The 22,149-nt window shown below is 67.4% G+C and carries 19 protein-coding genes; 7 read left to right on the top strand and 12 right to left on the bottom strand.

The window, feature by feature from the left end; all coding sequences use genetic code 11:
* Positions 1 to 99: 99 nt before the first annotated feature.
* From AC56KW_RS09175 to AC56KW_RS09120, 12 genes are all read right to left on the bottom strand, one after another.
* Positions 100 to 1,020, bottom strand: a complete 921-nt coding sequence (locus tag AC56KW_RS09175) for a hydroxymethylglutaryl-CoA lyase (protein WP_497170422.1) — start codon at positions 1,018 to 1,020, stop codon at positions 100 to 102.
* A gap of 1 nt (position 1,021) precedes the next feature.
* On the bottom strand, positions 1,022 to 1,951 hold the full coding sequence (locus AC56KW_RS09170; protein ID WP_497170421.1) for a 2-hydroxyacid dehydrogenase: 930 nt from the start codon (positions 1,949 to 1,951) through the stop codon (positions 1,022 to 1,024).
* Between the two features lie 43 nt (positions 1,952 to 1,994).
* Positions 1,995 to 4,019: an acetyl/propionyl/methylcrotonyl-CoA carboxylase subunit alpha gene (locus AC56KW_RS09165; protein WP_497170420.1), complete on the bottom strand. Its 2,025-nt coding sequence runs from the start codon at positions 4,017 to 4,019 to the stop codon at positions 1,995 to 1,997.
* Between the two features lie 73 nt (positions 4,020 to 4,092).
* Entirely contained in the window at positions 4,093 to 5,118 is a 1,026-nt protein-coding gene (gene bioB, locus AC56KW_RS09160; protein WP_497170481.1) for a biotin synthase BioB, read from the bottom strand.
* A 19-nt stretch (positions 5,119 to 5,137) separates the two neighbouring features.
* The gene (bioD, locus tag AC56KW_RS09155) at positions 5,138 to 5,974 is read right to left on the bottom strand and encodes a dethiobiotin synthase (RefSeq protein ID WP_497170419.1); all 837 of its coding nucleotides are present in this window, start codon (positions 5,972 to 5,974) and stop codon (positions 5,138 to 5,140) included.
* Positions 5,971 to 7,158 carry an 8-amino-7-oxononanoate synthase gene (bioF, locus tag AC56KW_RS09150; RefSeq protein ID WP_497170418.1) on the bottom strand — a complete coding sequence of 396 codons (1,188 nt, stop codon included), beginning with the start codon at positions 7,156 to 7,158 and terminating at the stop codon, positions 5,971 to 5,973. Before bioF ends, bioD begins: the two co-directional genes overlap by 4 nt.
* A 2-nt stretch (positions 7,159 to 7,160) precedes the next feature.
* Positions 7,161 to 8,501 (bottom strand): adenosylmethionine--8-amino-7-oxononanoate transaminase, encoded by a 1,341-nt coding sequence (gene bioA / locus AC56KW_RS09145; protein ID WP_497170417.1) that lies wholly within the window; start codon positions 8,499 to 8,501, stop codon positions 7,161 to 7,163.
* A 16-nt stretch (positions 8,502 to 8,517) separates the two neighbouring features.
* Entirely contained in the window at positions 8,518 to 9,306 is a 789-nt protein-coding gene (locus AC56KW_RS09140; protein WP_497170416.1) for an enoyl-CoA hydratase/isomerase family protein, read from the bottom strand.
* A 13-nt stretch (positions 9,307 to 9,319) separates the two neighbouring features.
* Positions 9,320 to 10,939 carry a carboxyl transferase domain-containing protein gene (locus tag AC56KW_RS09135; RefSeq protein ID WP_497170415.1) on the bottom strand — a complete coding sequence of 540 codons (1,620 nt, stop codon included), beginning with the start codon at positions 10,937 to 10,939 and terminating at the stop codon, positions 9,320 to 9,322.
* 44 nt (positions 10,940 to 10,983) lie between these two features.
* Positions 10,984 to 11,436, bottom strand: coding sequence for a YchJ family protein (locus AC56KW_RS09130; RefSeq protein WP_497170414.1), 453 nt, complete (start codon positions 11,434 to 11,436; stop codon positions 10,984 to 10,986).
* A gap of 85 nt (positions 11,437 to 11,521) precedes the next feature.
* Complete coding sequence (locus tag AC56KW_RS09125; RefSeq protein WP_497170413.1) at positions 11,522 to 12,757, bottom strand: D-amino acid dehydrogenase; 1,236 nt, start codon at positions 12,755 to 12,757, stop codon at positions 11,522 to 11,524.
* Between the two features lie 116 nt (positions 12,758 to 12,873).
* Complete coding sequence (locus AC56KW_RS09120; RefSeq protein ID WP_497170412.1) at positions 12,874 to 14,172, bottom strand: serine hydrolase domain-containing protein; 1,299 nt, start codon at positions 14,170 to 14,172, stop codon at positions 12,874 to 12,876.
* Positions 14,173 to 14,296: 124 nt separating this feature from the next.
* On the opposite strand from AC56KW_RS09120, the gene AC56KW_RS09115 reads away from it, so the two are divergent.
* The 7 genes from AC56KW_RS09115 (at position 14,297) to AC56KW_RS09085 (ending at position 22,133) form a co-directional block, all read left to right on the top strand.
* On the top strand, positions 14,297 to 15,052 hold the full coding sequence (locus AC56KW_RS09115) for a GntR family transcriptional regulator (protein ID WP_497170411.1): 756 nt from the start codon (positions 14,297 to 14,299) through the stop codon (positions 15,050 to 15,052).
* Between the two features lie 94 nt (positions 15,053 to 15,146).
* Positions 15,147 to 16,025 carry an N-acetylmuramic acid 6-phosphate etherase gene (gene murQ, locus AC56KW_RS09110; RefSeq protein WP_497170410.1) on the top strand — a complete coding sequence of 293 codons (879 nt, stop codon included), beginning with the start codon at positions 15,147 to 15,149 and terminating at the stop codon, positions 16,023 to 16,025.
* Positions 16,026 to 16,084: 59 nt separating this feature from the next.
* Positions 16,085 to 17,350 carry an MFS transporter gene (locus AC56KW_RS09105; protein ID WP_497170409.1) on the top strand — a complete coding sequence of 422 codons (1,266 nt, stop codon included), beginning with the start codon at positions 16,085 to 16,087 and terminating at the stop codon, positions 17,348 to 17,350.
* Positions 17,351 to 17,355: 5 nt separating this feature from the next.
* Positions 17,356 to 18,498, top strand: coding sequence for an acyltransferase family protein (locus tag AC56KW_RS09100; RefSeq protein WP_497170408.1), 1,143 nt, complete (start codon positions 17,356 to 17,358; stop codon positions 18,496 to 18,498).
* 22 nt (positions 18,499 to 18,520) lie between these two features.
* Complete coding sequence (locus tag AC56KW_RS09095) at positions 18,521 to 20,122, top strand: glycoside hydrolase family 10-like protein (RefSeq protein ID WP_497170407.1); 1,602 nt, start codon at positions 18,521 to 18,523, stop codon at positions 20,120 to 20,122.
* 18 nt (positions 20,123 to 20,140) lie between these two features.
* A complete protein-coding gene (locus AC56KW_RS09090; RefSeq protein ID WP_497170406.1) occupies positions 20,141 to 21,064 on the top strand; it encodes an N-acetylglucosamine kinase in 924 nt (307 codons plus the stop codon).
* A gap of 28 nt (positions 21,065 to 21,092) precedes the next feature.
* Positions 21,093 to 22,133 carry an N-acetylmuramoyl-L-alanine amidase gene (locus AC56KW_RS09085; protein ID WP_497170405.1) on the top strand — a complete coding sequence of 347 codons (1,041 nt, stop codon included), beginning with the start codon at positions 21,093 to 21,095 and terminating at the stop codon, positions 22,131 to 22,133.
* The last annotated feature ends 16 nt before the right edge of the window (positions 22,134 to 22,149 follow it).

Raw genomic sequence — 22,149 nt, 5'->3', positions numbered from 1 at the left:
TTTCGTTGTGGCCCGGTTTTTCGATGCGGTGGGTTGCGCCGACTGTCGACGCGTGGACAGCATAGCCATCCACCCTGACGCCGCGGTGGCGGTGCCTGCCTACCCGGCGCGCTTGGCAGCGATCGCGTTGCCGGCGCGGCTGATGCTCTTGCGGCCCAGCTGCTGCGAGATGAACAGCCCGGCGTCGACCACCTGGTCGAGATCCACGCCGGTCTCGATGCCCAGGCCCTGCATCAGGTACAGCACGTCCTCGGTCGCCACGTTGCCGGTCGCGCCCTTGGCGTAAGGGCAGCCGCCCAGGCCGGCCACCGAGGAGTGGAAGATCGCCACGCCCACTTCCAGCGCCGCATAGATGTTCGCCAGCGCCTGGCCGTAGGTGTCGTGGAAGTGACCGGCAAGTTGCGCGATCGGGAATTCCTGCGCCGCGCGCAGCATCACGGCTTGCGTCTTGCGCGCGGTCGAGACGCCGATGGTGTCGGCGATGTCGATCTCATCGCAACCGAGGTCGCGCATGCGCGCCACGACGTCGCCGACGGCGTCCAGCGGGACGTCGCCCTGGTAGGGACAGCCGAAGGCCGTGCTGATCGAGCCGCGCAGGCGCAGGCCGTGTTCCCTGGCCGCGCGCGCCACCGGCTCGAAGCGCGCGATCGATTGGGCGATCGAGCAGTTGATGTTCTTCTGCGAGAACGCTTCCGAGGCCGCTCCGAACACGACCACCTCGTCGGCGCCGCCGCTGAGTGCGGCCTCGAAGCCCTGCATATTCGGCACCAGCGCCGAATAGATGGTGCCGGGACGGCGCTCGATGCGCGCCAGCACCTCGGCGCTGGTCGCCATCTGCGGCACCCACTTGGGCGAGACGAAGGCGGCCGCCTCCACGTTGACGAAGCCGGCACGCGCCAGGCGCTCGACCAGTTCGACCTTCACGTCGGCGTTCAGGGCTTCCTTCTCGTTCTGCAGGCCGTCGCGCGGACCGACTTCGACGATCTTGACCCTGGTTGGCAGGGTGGGTTGGTGGGGCATGTCAGTATCCAAGTTGGCGGTCGACGAGGTCGTCGACGGGTTGGCCGTCCTCCAGCGCTTTCACCTTGTCGGCGATCTGGCGCACGGCGTCGAGGCGCATGGTGAGCGCCGAGATATGCGGGGTGAGGTTAATCCGTGGTTCGTTCCAGAACGGATGCGGGGCCGGCAGCGGTTCGTGGCGGAACACGTCGAGCGTGGCGCCGGCGATGTGGCCCGAGCGGATCAGCGTCATCAGGTCGGGTTCGGCCAGGATCGCGCCGCGCGAGACGTTGATCAGGTAGGCGCCGGGCACCAGCTTGCCCAGCCGATGGCGGTCGAGCAGGTTGGTCGTCTCGGGCGTCAGCGGCAGCAGGCAGACCAGCACGCGCGTGCCATGCAAGAAATCATCGAGTCCCTCCATGCCGGCATAGGTCGGCACGCCGGGGATATCCTTCGGGCTGCGGCTCCAGCCGCGTACCGGAAAGCCGAAATGGCGCATCGCCTCGACTACCGGCATGCCCAGCCGGCCCAGGCCCATGACGCCGATCGTGAACGACTCTTTCGGATGCTGGGGCAGCGGATTCCAGGCGCCGTGGCGCGCCTGCTGTTCGTATTCGTCGAAGCGCCTGAAGTAGCGCAGCACCGCGTGCGCCACGTACTCGGCCATCTGCACGCCCATGCCGGCGTCGCCCAGGCGCACCAGCGGCACACGTGGCAGGGCCTCGCCGAACTTGAGCACGGCGTCGACGCCGGCGCCCATCAGGAAGATCGCCTTGACCTCTTGCAGCTGGGCCAGCAGGCCGGGCGCCGGGTTCCACAATACCGCGTAATCGCAGGGGGCCAGCAACTGGCCCTCCTTCCAGGTGACCGTCTCGACGCCTGGCATCACGGCCGAGAGCTCGCGCTCCCACGGCTCGATGACGCCATCGCCCCGGTACAGGACAATGCGCATGTCTCCCCCTCGTTTTTGTCAGGGTGGTTGTTGTAGGTGTTCTTTACGCTGCCTTGAAAGCCAGCAGCGGCGCGCCATCCGCCACCTGGTCGCCGACCTGGTACAGCACTTCTTCCACCAGGCCATCGCTCGGCGCGGAAATGGTATGTTCCATTTTCATCGCTTCCATGATTACCAGCGGCTCGCCCTTCTTGACGTCCTTGCCGGACTGGGCCAGCACCGCGACCACCTTGCCCGGCATCGGCGCCGTCAGGCGGCCGCCGGCGGCTTCAGTCTCGCCGGCATGTGCCATCGGGTCATTGTACGTCAGCGTGTGATGACGGCCCCCGGTAAACACATGGAATGCGTCGCCGTCGCGGCGCACGCAACCGTGCAGGGCGGTGTCGCCCAGGTGCAGGGCGAGTTCGGCATCATTTCGCGATACCAGCGCGACGCGCTGGCGCTGGCCGTCGAGGTCGATTTCCCAACTATCTTTGTGGTAGGTCAAACCGACGCGGTAGTCGCCGTACTCGTCGGCGAACGACAGCGTGCGGCGGTAGTCGCCATTCATGCGCCAGCCGCGCGCCTGGCGCCATGGGTCGACATCGTTGGCGGCGCCGTGAACAGTTTCCGTGTCAAGGAGGGCGAGCGCGGCCAGGGCCAACGCGCCGAGCGGGGCAGGGGCCGCAGGCGGGAAAAGTGTTGATTGGTTGCGCTCGATCAAACCCGTATCGAGATCGGCGCGCGAGAACGCCTCGCCTTCGACCAGGCGCTTCAGGAAGGCGAGATTGGTGGCCAGGCCGACGATACGGAACTCGGCCAGGGCCTGCGCCATGCGCGCCAGCGCCTGGGTGCGGTCGGCGCCCCAGACGATCAGCTTGGCGATCATCGGATCGTAGAACGGCGAGATCGCATCGCCTTCGCGCACGCCGGAATCGACGCGCACGGCGGCAGGCGCGATTGCTCCACCGACACCATCGGCGCCGAGCTCGAACGCCACCGCCCGCGGCACGTCCATGTGGCGCAAGGTGCCGATCGACGGCAGGAAGCCTTTCTCCGGGTTTTCGGCATACACGCGCGCCTCGATCGCGTGACCGTGGATGGCCAGTTCATGCTGCTTCTTCGGCAGGGGCTCGCCGAAGGCGACGCGCAACTGCCATTCGACCAGGTCGGTCCCGGTGATCATTTCAGTCACCGGATGCTCGACCTGCAGGCGGGTGTTCATCTCCATGAAGTAGAACGAGCCGTCCTGGTTGGCGATGAATTCCACCGTGCCGGCGCCGACGTAGCCGACGGCGCGCGCGGCGTTCACCGCCGCTTCGCCCATGGCGGCGCGGCGCGCGGCCGGCATGCCGGGAGCCGGCGCTTCTTCGAGCACCTTCTGGTGGCGGCGCTGCACCGAGCAGTCGCGCTCGTGCAGGTAGACGCAGCTACCCAGGCTGTCGGCGAATACCTGGATTTCGATGTGGCGCGGGCGGATCAGGTATTTCTCGACCAGCACCTTGGCGTCGCCGAACGAACTGATGGCTTCACGCTGGCATGAGGCCAGCGCGGCCTCGAAATCCTCCGAACGCTCGACCACGCGCATGCCCTTGCCGCCGCCGCCGGCACTGGCCTTGAGCAGCACCGGATAGCCGATGCGGTCGGCCTGCTGGCGAAGAAAAACAGGGTCCTGTTCGTCGCCATGGTAGCCCGGCACCAAAGGCACGTTGGCGCTTTCCATCAGCTGCTTGGCGGCCGACTTCGAGCCCATCGCGCGCATCGAGGAGGCCGGTGGGCCGATGAACACCAGGCCGGCGGCCTGCACCGCATCCGCGAACTCGGCGTTCTCGGACAGGAAGCCGTAGCCGGGATGGATCGCCTGCGCGCCGGTGGCCTTGGCCACTTCGATGATCTTCGCGCCTTTCAGGTAACTGTCCTTGGCGGCCGCGGGGCCGATCAGGACTGCCTCATCGCACACCGCGACATGCTTGGCGCCGGCGTCGGCTTCCGAGTACACGGCGACGGTACGAATACCCATGCGGCGCGCGGTGGCGGCGACACGGCAGGCGATTTCGCCACGGTTGGCGATGAGGATCTTGGTGAACATGCGCTTTATCTTTCGCTTATGGTTGTTCGGAGGTTGGCGCGGCCGTGTCTCCCCGGTCGCGCAGGACGGTGCATCAGCAGCCGCAGGCTTCCTTCTGCACCGAATCGAGCGTGGCGGCGCGCGTTTTCAGGCCCAGCTTGGCCAGCAGCACGCGGTCGTCGTCGGCTTCGGGGTTGTCGGTGGTGAGCAGCTTGTCGCCGTAGAAGATCGAGTTGGCGCCGGCCATGAAGCACATTGCCTGCACCGCTTCGCCCAGCTCGCGGCGGCCCGCCGACAGGCGCACGCGCGCCTGCGGCATGGTGATGCGCGCCACCGCGATGGTGCGCACGAATTCAATCGGGTCGAGCTTTTCCATGCCGTGCAGCGGCGTGCCAGCCACCTGTACCAGGTGGTTGACCGGCACCGATTCCGGATACGGATTCAGGTTCGCCAGCTGGGCGATCAGGCCGGCGCGCTGCTCGCGCGTCTCGCCCATGCCGACGATGCCGCCGCAGCAGACCTTCAGGCCCGCTTCGCGCACGCGGCCCAGCGTGTCCAGGCGGTCCTGGTATTCGCGGGTCGAGATGACGTTGTTGTAGAAGTCGGGCGCGGTATCGATATTGTGGTTGTAGTAGTCCAGGCCCGCCTTCTTGAGCTGCTCGGCCTGGCCGGCCTCCAGCATGCCCAGGGTGGCGCACGTCTCCATGCCCAGCGCCTTCACTTCACGCACCATGGTCTCGACCTTTTCCATGTCGCGTTCCTTCGGGCTGCGCCAGGCGGCGCCCATGCAGAAGCGGGTCGCGCCGCTGGCTTTCGCCGCGCGCGCCGCATCCAGCACGGTGTCGATGTCGAGGATCTTCTTGGCTTCGACGCCGGTGTCGTAGCGCGCCGCCTGCGGGCAGTAGCCGCAATCTTCCTCGCAGCCGCCGGTCTTGATCGACAGCAGGGTCGCCAGTTCGACGTCGCCGTCCGGGAAGTGTTCGCGGTGCAGGGTCGAGGCGCGGTGCATCAGTTCGGGGAACGGCAGCTCGAACAGCGCGAGCACGTCGGCCAGCGGCCAGGTCGCGTTCTCCGCAGGCTTGATGGCGGCCGCAGGGCGGTGCAGGGCGACGGTATTCATATTGGACATGGTGGTTCCTTCAGGACTGGCCACGCGTGGACGGCCATCCCGGCAGTCCAGCGAGATCGATGAATTCGGCCGCTGCGGCGGCCGTCGGTGTTTGCAGGCGCGGCACACGGCCCAGCAGCGGCGCCGGGATCCGCTGTGCCAGCGCCTCGATGTTTTCTTGCTCGAAGCCCATCTTGGGATCGGCTGTGTTGGCGACCCAGCCGGCCAGCACCAGGCCGCGCGCCACGATCGCTTCGACCGTGAGCAAGGCGTGGCTGATGCAGCCCAGGCGCATGCCGACCACCAGGATCACCGGCAGGTTCAGTTGTGCGGCCAGGTCGGCGCTGTCGAAGGTGTCGTTGAACGGCACCCGGAAGCCGCCCACGCCCTCGACCACGACCGCGTCGGACGCGGCCTGGATCTCGGCGAAGGCGGCGATGATCGGCACCACGTCGATGGTGACGTTTTCCAGCGCGGCGGCGATGTGCGGCGCCGCCGGTTCGCGCAGCATGTACGGGGTGGTGATCGACGAAGGGAGGTGCACGTTGCCGGCGTTAAACAGCATGTCGGCGTCGTCGTTGTGCAGCTGGCCGTCGCGCAGTTCGGCGCCGGCCGCCACCGGCTTCATGCCGCAGGCGCGCAGGCCGCTCTTTGCCAGCTTGTACAGGATGGCGCTCGACACCAGGGTCTTGCCGATCTCGGTATCGGTGCCGGTGACGAAGCAGGCAAAGCGCGGCGACAGGCCATCGATGGCGCGCGCCTCGAGCTCCGGCTCCAGCGCCGGCTCGTCGAGATCGGCCTGCGGCACCACGGCCGGCGGCGCCGCGATCGGGACGTCGGTCTCGTTCAGGTTGTTCGGGTTGTTCATGGTGCGGCCTTTTCCAGTCTGTTGAGCGCCTGCGCCAGTTGCGCGACGTCGTCGATGCCGTGCGCGGCCGACAAGGTCACGCGCAGGCGCGCCGTGCCGGGCGCCACGGTCGGCGGGCGGATCGCCGGCACCCACAGGCCCTGCTCCTGCAAGGCCGCACTGGCTGCCAGCGCATCGTCGTTGCTGCCGATGATGACGGGCTGGATCGCGGTGTGCGAGCTCGCCAGTGTCCAGCGTTGGAATTCCAGCGATTCGCGCAATTGCCTGATGAGGCCCGCCAGGTGGGCGCGTCGTTCTTCGCCCTCGGCGCCGCCAATGATATCAAGGCTGGCGAGCAGGGCGTGTGCGAGGGCCGGCGGACAAGCCGTGGTGTAGATATAGGGACGGGCGCGCTGGATCAGCAATTCGATCACGCTGGCGTGGGCCGCGACGAAGGCGCCGCCGACGCCGGCCGCCTTGCCGAGCGTGCCCATATAGATCAGGTTGGGTGAGCGCAGGCCGAAATGTTCGAGCGCGCCGCGGCCATGTGTCCCCAGTACGCCGAAGCCATGGGCGTCGTCGACCACCAGCCAGGCGCCGTGGCGCTGGCATACTGCCAGCAGCCCCGGCAGCGGGGCCAGGTTGCCGTCCATGCTGAAGACGCTGTCGGTGACGACGATCCTGGTGCCGGCGCTGCTGGCCTGCAGCTGTGCTTCGAGCGCAGCGACGTCGCCGTGCGGGTAGACCGTGACGCCGGCCTTGGCCAGGCGGGCGCCGTCGATCAGCGAGGCGTGGTTCAGTTCCTCGGAAAAGATCATCGCGTCGGCATCCTGGCCCAGCGCGGTCAGGATCGCGAGGTTGGCCATATAGCCGGTGCACAGCGTGAGCGCGCGCCCCCGTTCCAGGTGCGGCGCCATCCATTCCGCCAGGCGCTCTTCCAGCACATGGTGGGCGCGGCCGTGGCCCGAGACCAGGTGCGAGGCGCCGCTGCCGGCGCCGTACAGCGACGCGCCTTCGCGCAAGGCCTCGATCACTTGCGGGTGCGCGGCCAGGCCGAGATAGTCGTTGCTGCAGAAGGCGAGCAGTTCGCGGCCGTCGACGATTTGTCGCGGCGCGCAGGCGCCGTCGGTGACGCGGCGCTTTCGCACCAGGCTGTGGGCGGCGAGCGCGTCGAGCTTGCGGTCGATGTGTGCGATCAGGTCCATGGTCAACCCGCGATCACCGACTCGAAGGTCTTGAGCGTGCGCGCAGCCAGGCCGGCGACGTCTTCGTCGTCCAGCACGTACGGCGGCATCAGGTAGACGGTGCGGCCGATCGGGCGCAGCAGCAGCTCGTTCTCGACCGCGGTCGAGAAGAAGCGGCGCGAGAAGGTCGAAGCGCGGTCAAGGTCTGGTTCGATCGCGTCGAAGGCGAAGATCATGCCGCGCTGGCGGAAGTGGCGTGCGCGTTCATGTTCGGCCAGCGGCGCCAATGCGATCGTCATCCTGGTCGCCAACTCGCGGTTGCGGTTCAGGACATCGTCTTGTTCGAAGATATCGAGCGTGGCCAGCGCCGCGCGGCAGGCCAGCGGGTTGCCGGTGTACGAATGCGAGTGCAGGAAGCCGCGCGCAATGTCTTCGCTGTAGAAGGCTTGATAGATATCGTCGCGGGTGAGCACCAGCGACAGTGGCAGGTAGCCGCCGCTGATCCCTTTCGACAGGCAAAGAAAGTCCGGCCAGATGCCGGCCTGCTCGCTGGCGAAGAAGGTGCCGGTGCGGCCGCAGCCGACCGCGATCTCGTCGGCGATCAGGTGCACGTGGTGCTGGTCGCACAGGTCGCGCAGCAGCTTGAGGTACAGCGGGTCGTACATCGCCATGCCGGTCGCGCACTGCACCAGCGGTTCGACGATGATGGCGGCGATGTTGTCGCCGCGCTGTTCGAACAGGTCCTTCACTTCCAGGATCGCGCGGCGCGCCACGTCCTGGGCGGTCTCCCCTTCGCCCGCATTGCGCGCGTCCGGTGCGCTGACCACGGTGGATGCGCGCAGCAGCGGGCCATACGCATCCTTGAACAGCGGGACATCGGTGACCGACAGCGCGCCGATGGTCTCGCCATGGTAACTGCCCTGCAGGCAGACGAATTCCTGCTTGGTCGACTTGCCGGCGTTGCGCCAGGCATGGAAGCTCATCTTCATCGCGATCTCGACCGCCGACGCGCCGTCCGAGGCGAAGGTGGCGTGGCCCAGCGCGTGGCCGGTCAGTGCGGACAGGCGCTCGGCCAGTTCCACTACCGGCGCATGCGTGAAGCCGGCCAGCATCGCATGTTCGAGCTTGTCCAGCTGGTCCTTCAGCGCGGCGTTGATGCGCGGGTTCGCGTGGCCGAACATATTGACCCACCAGGAGCTGATGCCGTCCAGGTAGCGCTTGCCGTCGTAGTCGTACAGCCACGGGCCCTTGCCGTGGCTGACCGCGATCAGCGGCACCTCTTCGTGGTGCTGCATTTGCGTGCAGGGATGCCATACGCTGCGCAGGCTGCGCGCGATCCACTCGGAAGAGGTCGATTGAGTCACTTCAGGTTTCCAATATCTATGAATGTAGCCATGTCGGCTTGCGTTTTTCGAGGAAGGAAGCCACGCCTTCGCGTCCCTCGAGCGAAGCGCGGATGGCGGCGATGCGCCCGGCCGTATCCGCCAGCAGGGCATCGTCGACGGTCTTGCCGACGATCTCGCGCACCAGCGTCTTGGCTTCCTTCACGGCGTTCGGGCTGTTATTGACCAGGGACTTGACGATACCGGCAACGGTTGCGTCCAGCGCATCGGCGCTGACGACTTCATGGACGAAGCCGATGCGGCGCGCCTGCGCCGCATCGAAGCGCTCGGCGGTAAGAAAATAGCGGCGCGCGGCCTGCTCGCCCATGGCCTTGATCACGTAAGGCGAGATGGTAGCCGGAATCAGGCCGAGCTTCACTTCGGACAGGCAAAAACCGGCGCTGTCCACGGCAACCACGATGTCGCAGGCGGCCACCAGACCCATGCCGCCGGCGTAGCAATCGCCCTGGACCCTGGCCACGGTCGGTTTCGGGCACAGGTAGATCGTACGCAGCATGTCCGCCAGGCGCAGCGCGTCCTCACGGTTTTCTTCATGCGAGTAGCCGGCCATCTTCTTCATCCAGTTCAGGTCCGCGCCGGCGCAGAAGGACGGGCCGTTCGCGGCCATCACGATGGCGCGCACCATCTCGTTGCGTCCCAGTTCGTCGAAGGCCAGCGCCAGTTCGGCGATCGCATGTTCGTTGAAGGCGTTGCGCAGCTCGGGTCGGTCCAGGGTGACGGTGGCAACCTTGTCGGCGATCGCGATGGTGAGGGTTTGATAGTCCATGGTCATCTTTCCCTTACATGCGGAACACGCCGAACTTCGTGTCCTCGATCGGCTTGTTCATTGCCGCCGACAGGCCCAGGCCGAGCACCATGCGGGTATCAACCGGGTCGATCACGCCGTCGTCCCACAGGCGCGCGCTGGCGTAGTAGGGGTGGCCCTGGTGCTCATACTGGTCCTTGATCGGTTGCTTGAACGCGACTTCTTCGTCAAGCGACCACTGGCCGCCTTTCGATTCGATGCCATCGCGCTTGACGGTGGCCAGGACCGACGCCGCCTGGTCGCCGCCCATCACCGAGATGCGCGCGTTCGGCCACATCCACAGGAAGCGCGGCGAGAAGGCGCGGCCGCACATGCCGTAGTTGCCGGCGCCGAAAGAGCCGCCGATGATGACGGTGAACTTCGGCACCGCGGCGGTGGCCACCGCCGTGACCATCTTGGCGCCGTTGCGCGCGATGCCTTCGTTTTCGTACTTGCGGCCGACCATGAAACCGGTGATGTTCTGCAGGAAGACGAGCGGAATCTTGCGCTGGCAGCACAGTTCGATGAAGTGGGCGCCCTTCAGCGCCGACTCCGAGAACAGGATGCCGTTATTGGCGATGATGCCGACCTTCATGCCGTAGATATGGGCGAAGCCGCACACCAGGGTCGTGCCGTAGCGCGCCTTGAACTCGTCGAATTCGCTGCCATCGACCACGCGCGCGATCACTTCGCGCACGTCGAACGGTTTACGGGTATCGACCGGGATCACCCCGTACAGTTCTTCGGGTGCGTACTTAGGCCCGACGCTGTCGCGCAGCGCGCCCGGCATTGCGCCCGACCCCGGCTTGACCCGGTTCAGGTTCGAGACGATGGTGCGCGCCAGCGCCAGCGCGTGCGGGTCGTTCTGGGCCAGGTGGTCGGCCACGCCCGACAGGCGGGTATGGACGTCGCCGCCGCCCAGGTCTTCGGCGCTGACCACTTCGCCGGTCGCGGCTTTTACCAGCGGCGGGCCGCCGAGGAAGATCGTGCCCTGTTCCTTGACGATGATCGATTCATCGCTCATCGCCGGCACATAGGCGCCGCCCGCGGTGCACGAGCCCATCACGACGGCGATCTGCGGGATGCCCTTGGCGGAGAGATTCGCCTGGTTGTAGAAGATGCGGCCGAAGTGGTCGCGGTCGGGGAACACGTCGTCCTGGTTGGGCAGGTTGGCGCCGCCCGAATCGACCAGGTAGATGCAGGGCAGGTTGTTCTGCTCGGCGATCTCCTGCGCGCGCAGGTGTTTTTTCACCGTCATCGGATAGTAGGTGCCGCCCTTGACGGTGGCATCGTTACAGACGATCACGCATTCCTGGCCGGACACGCGGCCGATGCCGGTGATGATGCCCGCGCTGGGGGCGGCGCCGTCGTACATCTCGTAGGCGGCCAGTTGCGAGAATTCGAGGAAGGGGGTGCCTGGATCGAGCAGGTGTTCGACGCGCTCGCGCGGCAGCAGCTTGCCGCGCGCAACGTGCTTGGCGCAGGCGGCTTCGCCACCGCCCTTGGCCAGTTGCGCGACGCGCGCGCGCAAGTCGTCCACCACCGCCTGCATCGCGCTGGCGTTGGTCTTGAAGTCCTCGCCGCGCGGGTTCAGTTTGCTTTCGATCTGGGGCATGTGCCGTCCTCTTTTCTCGTCTCTTCTTCGTCCGCCTAGGGCGGTCACTTCTTGTCGGGGAAACTGCCGTCCAGGTAGAACCAGCGAAGCGCGCCATCCGGGCCGGGCTCGCGCACGAAGCGGCTGACTTCGTGCATGCGCTGCGCACGGCCGCCGACCTTGAAGCGGGCGACGAATTCGACCGTGTCGCGGTTCGGGTCTTGCTCTGGATCGTCCGGCAATTCTGCTTTACGTTGACGTAAACGTAAAGCAGTTTTTATCTCGAGTCCGAGCCAGCGCACGGGCTCGGCGTCGTCGAGGATTGCTTCCTGCGGACGGGTGCTGGCATGCCAGGTGGCAACAAGATACGGTTCGTCCTTGAGCGTGAACGCCGTATAGCGCGAGCGCATCAGGGTTTCGGCGGTCGGCGCCATGGCCGTGCCGGCCAGGTAGGGACCGCAGCAGCGCTCGAAAGCGGCGCCGCCGCAAGGGCAGGCAGAGGTGGGACGCGTGGACATGGCGGCAATTATCCGCGATTTCGCCGACGCCGGTCATGCGCGGTGCATGAGCGTCAATCCTGGTGCTTATGTGACAACAACGGTGTCAGTGACGCAGCGTCAACCCATCGAGCGCGAATGGCGGCGCCTTCCCCTGCACCAGCTCGGCCAGCACCGCCGCCGTCCCGCAGGCAAAGGTAAAGCCCAGCGGCCCGTGCCCGACATTCAGCCACAGATTGTCATAGCGGGTGGCGCCGACGATCGGCGCGCTGCTCGGCGTGGCCGGCCGCAATCCGGCCCACACCGCTACTTGCGAATAATCCGCCGCGCGCGGCATGGTTTCGCGCACCTGGCGCGTGAGGCCTTCGACCCGCTTCGGATCGTGGCGCAGGTCTTCGCCCACCATGTCGACCATCGCCGCCACCCGCAGCCGGTCGCCGATGCGCGCATACAGCACCTTGCGTTCGAAATCGGTGACGCTGATCTCGGGCGCCACGTCATCCTGGCGAATCGGCGCGGAGAGGCTGTAGCCCTTGAGCGGGTACAGGGGCAGGTGGATCCCGATCGATTCGGCCAGGTCGCGGCTCTGGATGCCGGCGGCCAGCACGTAGGCGTCCGCCGTGAGCAGGCCGCCGGCGGTTTCGACGCCGCGGATGCGTCCACGCTCGGCGTACAGGCCGCGCGCCTCGCCGTGCACGAAGCCGCGAAAACGCGGATGTGCGCGCAGGCGCCCGGCCAGGGCCACGCAGAAAGCGTGGCAGTCGGCCACCGCCTCGCCGGCGTTGTAGATGCCGCCGGCCAGCAGGTGCTGGCTTGCGCCGAGCGCCGGTTCGCGCGCGCCGCATTCCTCGGGCGACCAGACCTGGCCGGCGCCCGGCTTGGACGTAGCGGCGTCGAATACCTCGCGCGTGCGGTAGACCACCAGCTTGCCGGCGTCGCGCCAGTGGAAGGATTCGGGCGGCACCACCAGTTCGAGCTGCTGCATCGCGCGGCGCGACAACTCGCCCAGCTCGAGCAGCTTGGCCGTGGTGCGGCGGTTGACATCGGCGCGGCAGTGGGCCAGGAAGCTGGCCAGCCAGCGGTACTGGCGCAGGTCGGCTTCGGGCTTGAAGCGCAGCGGTCCGTCGGCCTGGAACAGCCATTTGAACGCCTTGAGCGGAATGCCCTCGTCGGCCAGCGGCGAGACGTAACGGTAGCTGAGCTGGCCGCCATTGCCGTAGCTGGCGCCGTTGCCGACTTCCGGCGCGCGCTCGAGCAGGGTAACGGCATGGCCGGCTTCCACCAGCCACCAGGCCGAAGCGAGGCCGACGACGCCGCCGCCGATGACGATTATGTGCTGCATGCCGGACTCGTTCGTTCAAATAAGGTTAACGAGCTTAGAGGCTGCTTGAACGGCCGGCCAATGAATGGTGGGGGCGAAGTCATAACCGGAATATATGCGCGCATCGTGGTGGTCATTCAGGCGGCTTGGCCGAGGATGGCGCGCCGCAATACGCTCCCCAGCACGCGCTCTTCGTAGCGCGCCAGCGCGGAGTCGCGGCCCGGGTTGGCCGCCGGGTCGCGCGCGCTGCCGCCGGCCAGCACCACCACGCCGTTGCCGCGGCTGCGGTCCATGGCCAGGATCGAACGCAGGCCGTAGGCGTCGCCCAGGTGGCCGACCGCGCCAAAGCCCGGCGTCAGCCACATCCCGGGACGGTCGGGATAATGAGCGTTGCCCAGGCCGCGCGGACTGAGGATGCTGCCCAGCGGATTACCGTTGCCGCCAACGCCGTCGTAGGCCCAATGGCGCGCGAACATCCGCTCGACGGTCGCTTGCTGCAGCAGGCGCTGGCCCTGATGGACGCCGCCGGCCATCAGCATGCGCATGACGACGCCGAGGTCGCGCGCCGAGATGCGCAGGCCGCCGGTCGGGCTGAACGGCGTGGCGTTGGTCCCCGGGACGTAACCGTCCAGGCCGGGTGGCGGCTGGATGCCGGGGGCGTCGACTTGCGCGACCCAGGGCCCGTCTGGATTCCAGGTTTCGCTGTCCGCCGGGCGCTTGCGGTAGATTGTCGCCAGCCTGTCCTGCGCCGACTTCGGCAGGTCGGACGGGTTGTAGCCTGCCTCCAGGCCGAGCGGCTGCAAGAGCAGGCGCGCCATCAGGCGGTCGAAGCGTTCGCCTGTGACGCGTTCCATGATCGTGCCGACCAGGCCGAAGCCCAGGTTGCAGTAGCTATAGTAAGCGCCGTCCGGGCCGGCGACATTCGACCAGGCCGGTTGCACGTCCTTCAGCGCGGTCGCCGCCGGCCAGAAGTAGCCGCCGTCGTCGCGCAGCGAAGAGGTATGCAGCAGCAGGTGGCGCAGGGTGATCGGCTGCGCCGGGAAATGCGGATTGCGCAGCATGAAGCCGAGGTAGCCCGAGACGTCGGCCGCGAGGTCGACCTTGTTTTCTTCCAGCAGGCGCATCAGGCCGAGCGTGGTGACGAGCTTCGAGATCGAGGCGATGCGGTACAGCGTGTCAGGCGTGGCCGGACGGTCGGGGAAGGCGCCATTGCCGATCGTGCGGCGGCCGAACGCGCCTTCGTATACCGGCTGGCCGGCGCGCAAGGCTGTCACCGACAGGCTGGCCAGCGGGAATGTGGGGTCGTCGACGATGGCGGCCAGCTCGGCGTCGAGCGTGGAAGCCACGCCGCCCGCCCCTTGCGGCAGCGCCGCGAACAGCGGTTCCATCGCACCCAGCATGACCATGCCGAGCAGGGATCGTCTACCGTGATTCATTCCATTCCTTTTTTATTGGGTTTGCCGGATCAGGATACGGACAGCGCGAAACGCTTGCCTAATGAATAGCCGTAGGGAAGTCATAACTCTTTTGTATTGGTCTCAAGTGGTATGCTTCCACGGTATGAACACCCGCGTTCCCGGATTCCAGGTCAACCTGGACGACAACTCCCCCCTGTACATGCAGCTGGCGCGCAAGCTGGCGCAGGACGTGCGCGACGGCCGCTACCAGGCCGACCAGGCGTTGCCGTCCGAACGCATGCTGTCCGAACAGCTGGACGTCTCGCGCGTCACCGCGCGCAAGGCGATCGACCAGCTGGTCGAGCAGGGTCTCGTGGTGCGCCGCCGCGGCTCGGGCAACTACATCGCGCCGCGTATCGAGCAGCCGCTGTCCAATCTGTCGAGCTTTTCCGAGCAGCTGCAGCAGCGCGGCTATACCCCGCGCTCGGAATGGCTGCGGCGCGAAGTGGTATTGGCCGACGCCGACGAGCAGCTGTCCCTGGGCCTGTCGCCCGGCGCGCGGGTGGCGCGCCTGGAGCGCCTGCGCCTGGCCGACGACATCGTGATGGCCTACGAAGTCAGCCTGATTCCAGCCACCGTGCTGCCGCGGCCCGAGCGCGTGGCGGCCTCGCTCTACGCCCACCTGGGCAAGACCGGCCACCTGCCGGTACGCGCGCTGCAGCACATCCGCGCCATGAATGCCGACGCCGAACTGGCGGCGCGGCTCGATGTGCCGGAAGGCCGCGCGGTGCTGTTCATTACCCGCGTCGGCTACCTGGAGTCGGGCGAGCCGGTCGAGCTGACCCATTCCTACTGCCGCAGCGACCATTACGACTTCGTGGCCGAGCTGCGGCGGCCTACGCCGGGGGCGCCCGCATAACTTCCCGGCATGGCGGCGGCCGATCCTTTCATGGGATGGCTTGCCGAATTGGTATTACACTGGTTTTATCGAACTTGCTACTCCAGAGACGGCGATGCTCAATACCGAAACCCCTTCCCAGGCGCATGCCGCCCTCGACCAGTATCCGACCACTGAACTGGTGAATGTCTTCGTCGACGATCAGTTCCAGGCCGTCGAGGCGGTGCGCAATGCCGCGCCGCGCATCGCCGCCGCCGTCACCGCCGCGCTGCCGCGCATGGAAGCGGGTGGACGCCTGATCTACGTCGGCGCCGGCACCTCGGGCCGCCTCGGGTTGCTCGACAGCGTGGAGCTGTACCCGACCTTCTCCTGGCCGCATGGACGCGCGGTGGCGCTGCTGGCCGGCGGCAGCGACGCGATGTTCGTCGCGGTCGAAGGCGCGGAAGACGATTTCGAACAGGGCGGCGCCGACTTGCGCGGCGTGAACGTGGGCCCGGACGACGTGGTGCTGGCGATCGCCGCATCCGGCGGCACGCCCTACGTGCTGGGGGCGATCAAGGCCGCGCGCGCGGTCGGCGCGCTGACGGTGGGCTTCGCCAACAATCCGGATGCGCCGGTCACGCAGGAAGCCGAGATCGGCGTCACCCTGGATACCGGCCCCGAGGTCGTGTCGGGCAGCACGCGCCTCAAGGCGGGCACCTCGCAAAAGATCGCGCTGAACACCTTCTCGAGCGCGCTGATGGTCCGTTTGAACAAGGTCTACGGTAACCTGATGGTAGACTTGAAGGCTACCAATGCCAAACTGGTCAGGCGCGCGATCCGCCTCACCAGCTTCGCCACCGGCGCCGACGAGGAAGCCGCGCGGGCGGTGCTGGAGGAATGCGGATTCCACGTCAAGACCGCCATCGTGGCCTTGTCCAAACAAACCAGTGTCGAGCAGGCGCAAGCGCTGCTGGAAGCGGCGCGCGGCAGCGTGCGCCAGGCGCTCGCCTGAGGTATCCGCCTCAAGCGCGCCTTTCCCGCACCCCTGGCCTGCCGGCAGACGAAAGAGACATGCAGAAACCGCAAGAAAACCGCCCGTGGCTATGGGTGCCGTCCCTGTACTTCGCCCAGGCCATCCCCTATGTCGTGGTGATGAGCCTGTCCGTCATCATGTACAAGGACATGGGGGTCTCGAATTCCGACATCGCCTTCTATACCAGCCTGCTGTACCTGCCGTGGGTGATCAAGCCGCTGTGGTCGCCCATCGTCGACATGTTCGGCACCAAGCGCCGCTGGACCGTGCTGCTGCAGCTGGCGGTCGGCGCCTCGCTGATCGCGGTCGGCACCGTGTTGCACACGCCCGCCTTCTTCGCCGTGAGCCTGGCCGTCATGTGGGTCATGGCGTTCAGCTCGGCCACCCACGACATCTCGGCCGACGGCTTCTACATGCTGGGCCTGCGCCAGCAGCAGCAGGCCGCCTTCGTCGGCGTGCGCAGCACTTTCTACCGCCTGGCGACCCTGGTCGGACAAGGTCCGCTGGTGGTGCTGGCCGGCTACCTGGCGGTCAGCCTGGGCGACGTCAAGCAAGCCTGGTCGATCGTGTTCTATGTGCTGGCCGGGATCTTCTTCGTGGCCTTCGCCTGGCACCAGTTCGCGCTGCCGGTGCCTGAAGACGACCAAGCCGTCGCCCGCGGCGACAATCCGCTACGCGACTTCTTCGGCACCTTCGCCGCCTTCTTCAAGAAGCGCGACATCTGGATGATCGTCGCCTTCATCCTCACCTTCCGCCTGGGCGAGGCCCAGTTGCTCAAGCTCGTGGCGCCGTTCCTGAAGGACCCGGTCAGCGAAGGCGGCCTGGGACTCACCACCGCCGAATACGGCATCGCCTACGGCACCGTCGGCATCATCGCGCTGACGCTGGGCGGCCTGGCCGGCGGCTGGCTGATCTCGCGCCTGGGCCTCAAGCGCTGCCTGTGGCTGATGGTGTTCGCGATCCACCTGCCGGACCTCGTGTTCGTTTATCTGTCGCAGACCCAGCCGACCGACCTGGCGACCGTATCGGCCTTCCTGGCGCTCGAGCAGTTCGGCTACGGCTTCGGCTTCACGGCGATGATGATGTACATGATCATGGTGGCCGACGGTCCCAATAAAACCGCCCATTACGCGATCTGCACCGGCCTGATGGCGCTGGGCATGATGGTGCCGGGCATGTGGAGCGGCGACCTGCAAGAGTATCTCGGCTACCAGCACTTCTTCATCTGGACCTGCCTGGCGACCGTTCCCGCCTTCATCGTGGCGGCGCTGGTGAAGATCGATCCCGAGTTCGGGAAAAAATAAGGACCATGAGCGACGCACCGCTGCGCCTGACATCGCTCGACGCCTTCCGCGGCTTTACCATCGCCGCGATGGTGCTCGTGAATAATCCAGGCGACTGGGGCAATCTGCATGCGCAGCTCGCGCATGCGGCCTGGCATGGCTGGACGTTCACCGACACGATTTTCCCCTTCTTCCTGTTCATCGGCGGCGTCGCGATGGCGCTGTCGCTGGGGCGCCTGGCCGCCGCCGGCGCCGACAAGCCGCAGCTGCTCATCAAGCTCGCCAAACGCGCCGCATTGATCTTCCTGATCGGCTTCCTGCTCAACCTGATCCCGCGCTTCGACTGGGACAGCGTGCGCATTCCGGGCGTGCTGCAGCGGATCGCGCTGTGCACCCTGCTGGCCGCGCCGCTCGTGGTCTACCTGACGTGGCGCGGCCAGGCCATCGCGGTCTTGCTGATGCTGGCGCTGTACAGCGTCCTGATGCTGCTGGTACCGGTCCCCGCCATTGGCGCCGGCGTGCTCGAGCCAGGCCAGGACTTCGGCGCCTGGATCGACCGCACGCTGATGAACGGCCACCTGTGGGCAGCGGCAAGGACCTGGGACCCGGAAGGTCTCGTGTCCACGCTGCCGGCCGTGTGCAGCCTGCTGTTCGGCGTGCTGGCCGGACGGCTGCTGCTCTCGGCGCTGTCGCGCATCGAGCAGGTCGTGTGGCTGATGCTGGCGGGCCTGGCCTGCCTGGCGCTGGGTTCCATGCTCGACGCCCTGCTCATGCCGATCAATAAAAGCCTGTGGACGCCGTCGTTCTGCCTGTGGATGAGCGGCTGGGCGCTGCTGGCCTTCGGCGCCAGCTACTGGCTGCTGGACGCGGCGCCTTCCAGGGCGCTGCGCGAATGCGCCGCGCGCCTGGGCACACCGTTCGTCATCTACGGCATGAACGCGCTGTTCATCTTCGCCCTCTCGGGCCTGGTCGCCAAGATGCTCGGTTTTATCGCGCTCACCCAGCCCGACGGCAGCCGGCGCGCGCTCGGCCAGATCCTGTACGCGCCGTTCGCCGCGCTGCCGCTGGACCCACGCAACACCTCATTACTGTACGCCATCGCCTTCAATGCCTGCATGTTCTCCATCGCCTGGTGGATGTGGCGCCGGCGCTGGTTCGTCAAAGTCTGAACAGAACACACAAGGAGCCATCTTGCTTCCCAACCTGAACAAACGCGCTTTCACGCTCGGCATGGCCAGCGCCTTCGCTCTCGGCGGCCTGCTGGCCGGCTGCGGCACCAAGCCGCTCACCCGCACCGTGCCGGTCGCGGAAACCAGCGGCGGCGACGATCCGCCGGCCGCGCCGCGCGAGCTGCGCGCGGCCTGGGTCTCGACCGTCGCCAATATCGACTGGCCCAGCAAACCGGGCTTGAGCTCGGCCAGGCAGCAGCAGGAAGCCATCGCCATCCTCGACCGCGCCAGGATGCTGAACCTGAACGCCATCGTGCTGCAGGTGCGTCCGTCGGCCGACGCGATCTATCCATCGAAGATCGAGCCGTGGACCGAGTACCTGAGCGGCGCGCAAGGCAAGGCGCCGCAGCCGGCCTATGACCCGCTCAAATTCTGGATCGATCAGGCGCACGCGCGCGGCCTCGAGCTGCATGCCTGGTTCAACCCCTATCGCGCACGCATGGATGCGGCGCGCTCGCAATCGGCGCCGAACCACATCACCAATACCAACCCCGCGATCGTCAAGCGCTACGGCAAGTTCATGTGGATGGACCCGGGCGAGCCGGCCGCCGTCAAGCAGACGATGGACGTGATCCTCGACGTCGTGCGGCGCTACGACATCGACGGCGTGCATATCGACGACTACTTCTATCCCTACCCGATCGAGGCCACGCCGGCGGTGGCGGGCAATGCCGCGGCGCTGGACGGCCGCACGGCCAAGGCGGAGCTGGACTTCCCCGACGATCCGGCCTGGCAGCGCTATCTCACCAGCGGCGGCCAGCTGGATCGCGCCAACTGGCGCCGCGACAACGTCAACCGGCTGATCGAGGCCATGTACAAGGGCATCCACGCCGAGAAGAGCTGGGTGCGCTTCGGTGTCAGCCCCTTTGGGCTGGGCCGCCCGGACCGCCGCCCGCCCGGCATCGTCGGCTTCTCGCAGTATGACAAGCTGTATGCCGACGCCGAGCTGTGGCTCGAGAAGGGCTGGCTCGATTACTTCGTGCCGCAGCTGTACTGGCCGATCAAGGGGCCGGGCCAGGCCTACGACGTGCTGCTCGACTACTGGATCGGGCAGAACCCGATGGGCCGCCACATCTGGCCGGGGTTGTTCACCAGCCGCATCGGGGCGCCGACCCGCGACTACGAGCCGGACGAAGTGCTGCAGCAGGTGAGCGTGACCCGTTCGCGTCCGCGCGCCACCGGCCATATCCACTTCAGCATGGTGGCCCTGATGCAGAACCGCAAGGGCATCAGCGACCAGCTGCGCGCGAGCCGCTACACCGGCCAGGCGCTGGTGCCGGCCACGCCATGGCTGGGTAGCGCGCGCCCCGGCACGCCCGCGATCAAGGCGGCGCGCGGCGCCAAGTCGGTCGACCTGAGCCTGAAGGCCGGCAAGGGCAATTCCCTGTACGCGATCTGGGCCCGCCACGGCGGCGAATGGCGCTTCGCCGTGGCGCCGGCGTCGCGCGCGAGCTGGACGGTGTCGGACGATGCCCGCCTCGGCCCGGCCGAGGTCGTGGTGGTGAGCGCCGTCGACCGCCTCGGCAACGAGGGTGAGCGCGTGCGTGTGTGGTCGAAACCATAATGCAGGTAGCATCCCGATATGCCGACTGATCAAGACAACCTGCATGGCGTAGGCCTGGGCATCGATGCCGGCGGCACCCAGACGCGCTGGGCGCTGGCCGCACCCGGCGGCGCGATCCTGGCCGAAGGCACGGTCGCCGGGCTCTCGGCCCTGCAGATGGCCACGCCCCACGGCCGCGAAGCCGTGCGCACCACGTTCGAGGAGCTGGCGGCGGCGGTATTGCAGCACGCGAATCCGGTACGGGTGCAGGCCGGCCTGACGGGCTTTGGCGGCGATGGCGAGTTGCTGCAAGGCTGGCTGGCTGCCCTGCTGGGCGTGGCGCCGAGCGCGGTCGTCCTGTGCAACGATATCGAGATCGCCTACCGCGCCAGCTTCGCGCCGGGCCAGGGTTACCTGGTCTATGCCGGCACTGGTTCGATCGGCGCCTTCATCGATGAACAACAGGTTTTCCACCGCGCCGGTGGCCGTGGCGTGGTGCTGGACGATGGCGGCGGCGGCTTCTGGATTGCGCGCCAGGCGCTGCGCCACATCTGGCGGCGAGAAGACGAGGATCCCGGCTGCTGGCGGGCCTCGCCGATGGCGCACGCCGTGTTCGCGCACATCGGCGGTGCCGACTGGGCCCAGTCGCGCCAGTTCATCTACCATAGCGAACGGGGAACGGTCGGCAAGCTGGCGCTGGCCGTCGCCGCCAGCGCCGAAAGCGACCCGGCGGCGCATGCCATCCTGGCCGACGCGGGCCGCGAGCTCGCGCGCCTGGCGGCGGCCCTGGTCCGCCGCTTCGGCGCGCGGCCGGTGGCGCTGACGGGCCGCGCCGCCGAGCTGCATCCCGTCATTGCCGACACCATGCGCGCGGCGCTGCATGCCGATACCGATGCGACCATCGCCTTCACCCAGACCGGCCTGCGCGCGCACCACGCGGCGGCGCGCCTGGCGCTGGGCTGAACAACAAGAAACCACCAAGGAGAACAAGATGAAATCGATCGCCGCCCTACTTGCCCTGACGGTGCTGGCAGGCTGCTCCACCACGCCGCGCTACGACACCACGTATGACGCCAAAGGCCAGTCGAGCCGGGCGCGCTTCCTGGTGCTGCACTACACGGTCGCCAACACACCCGCCTCGATCAAGATCCTGACCGAGCAGCAGGTCAGCTCGCACTACCTGCTGACCGACGAGGCCACGCCGAAGATCTACCGTCTGGTGGACGAGAACCGCGCTGCCTGGCATGCCGGTAACTCGAGCTGGAAGAATTTTACCCAGCTGAACAATAGCTCGATCGGCATCGAGATCGTCAACGCCGGCTGGAAGGACACGCCGGCGGGCCGCGTCTATGCGCCGTTCCCGCAGGCGCAGGTCGACGCCCTGATCCCGCTGGTAAAAGACATCGTCCAGCGCCACGGCATCGCGCCCGAGAACGTGCTGGGCCACAGCGATATCGCGCCGCTTCGCAAGCAGGACCCGGGTCCGCAATTCCCGTGGCAGCGCCTGGCGCAGGAGGGCCTGGTGCTGTGGCCGGACGCCGCCCGCGTGGCCGCCGTGCGTCCCGCCTTCGACGCCCTGCTGCCGGACGTCGGCTGGTTCCAGCGCAAGCTGGCGACCCATGGTTTCGGCATCGTCCAGAGCGGTCTCTATGACGAAGCGACCCGCACCACGCTGGCCGCGTTCCAGATGAAATACCGTCCGCGTGACATCGCGGGCAATCCGGATGCCGAAACGGCGGCGCTGCTGGAAGTATTGACTACGCCGGCCGGCACGCCGCCGCCGCCGATGCCGGTGATTCCGGTCCAGCCACAGCCGGGGCAGGCGATGCCGGGCCAGCCACTGCCATCGACCGTGCCGCCGGCAATGCCGCCGGGCGTGCCGGTGCCACCGGCAGCCCCTGCTTCGGTTCCGTCGCCCACGCCGGCCCCGGCCCCGACCGCCGAACCACTGCCCGGCGCGCTGGAAAACGTGCCGCCGACCGCGCCGGTGCCGGCGCCCATCCCGGCCACGCCGCCAGTGAACACGCCGTGACCCATCGCCGCGCCGC

This window comes from Telluria sp. RT2P19, assembly GCF_059685725.1.
The sequence above is the reverse complement of the archived record's forward strand: the minus strand, read 5'-3'. Positions and strand labels throughout refer to the sequence as shown.

Excerpts from the sequence above, each read along its gene's own strand:
- AC56KW_RS09085 (WP_497170405.1), top strand. The coding sequence starts at position 21,093 with ATGAAATCGATCGCCGCCCTACTTGCCCTGACGGTGCTGGCAGGCTGC.
- AC56KW_RS09100 (WP_497170408.1), top strand. The coding sequence starts at position 17,356 with ATGAGCGACGCACCGCTGCGCCTGACATCGCTCGACGCCTTCCGCGGC.
- AC56KW_RS09140 (WP_497170416.1), bottom strand. The coding sequence starts at position 9,306 with ATGGACTATCAAACCCTCACCATCGCGATCGCCGACAAGGTTGCCACC.
- murQ (WP_497170410.1), top strand. The coding sequence starts at position 15,147 with ATGCTCAATACCGAAACCCCTTCCCAGGCGCATGCCGCCCTCGACCAG.
- AC56KW_RS09170 (WP_497170421.1), bottom strand. The coding sequence starts at position 1,951 with ATGCGCATTGTCCTGTACCGGGGCGATGGCGTCATCGAGCCGTGGGAG.
- bioB (WP_497170481.1), bottom strand. The coding sequence starts at position 5,118 with ATGAATACCGTCGCCCTGCACCGCCCTGCGGCCGCCATCAAGCCTGCG.
- AC56KW_RS09120 (WP_497170412.1), bottom strand. The coding sequence starts at position 14,172 with ATGAATCACGGTAGACGATCCCTGCTCGGCATGGTCATGCTGGGTGCG.
- AC56KW_RS09135 (WP_497170415.1), bottom strand. The coding sequence starts at position 10,939 with ATGCCCCAGATCGAAAGCAAACTGAACCCGCGCGGCGAGGACTTCAAG.
- AC56KW_RS09175 (WP_497170422.1), bottom strand. The coding sequence starts at position 1,020 with ATGCCCCACCAACCCACCCTGCCAACCAGGGTCAAGATCGTCGAAGTC.
- AC56KW_RS09115 (WP_497170411.1), top strand. The coding sequence starts at position 14,297 with ATGAACACCCGCGTTCCCGGATTCCAGGTCAACCTGGACGACAACTCC.
- bioF (WP_497170418.1), bottom strand. The coding sequence starts at position 7,158 with ATGGACCTGATCGCACACATCGACCGCAAGCTCGACGCGCTCGCCGCC.
- AC56KW_RS09130 (WP_497170414.1), bottom strand. The coding sequence starts at position 11,436 with ATGTCCACGCGTCCCACCTCTGCCTGCCCTTGCGGCGGCGCCGCTTTC.
- AC56KW_RS09165 (WP_497170420.1), bottom strand. The coding sequence starts at position 4,019 with ATGTTCACCAAGATCCTCATCGCCAACCGTGGCGAAATCGCCTGCCGT.
- bioD (WP_497170419.1), bottom strand. The coding sequence starts at position 5,974 with ATGAACAACCCGAACAACCTGAACGAGACCGACGTCCCGATCGCGGCG.
- AC56KW_RS09125 (WP_497170413.1), bottom strand. The coding sequence starts at position 12,757 with ATGCAGCACATAATCGTCATCGGCGGCGGCGTCGTCGGCCTCGCTTCG.
- AC56KW_RS09090 (WP_497170406.1), top strand. The coding sequence starts at position 20,141 with ATGCCGACTGATCAAGACAACCTGCATGGCGTAGGCCTGGGCATCGAT.
- AC56KW_RS09105 (WP_497170409.1), top strand. The coding sequence starts at position 16,085 with ATGCAGAAACCGCAAGAAAACCGCCCGTGGCTATGGGTGCCGTCCCTG.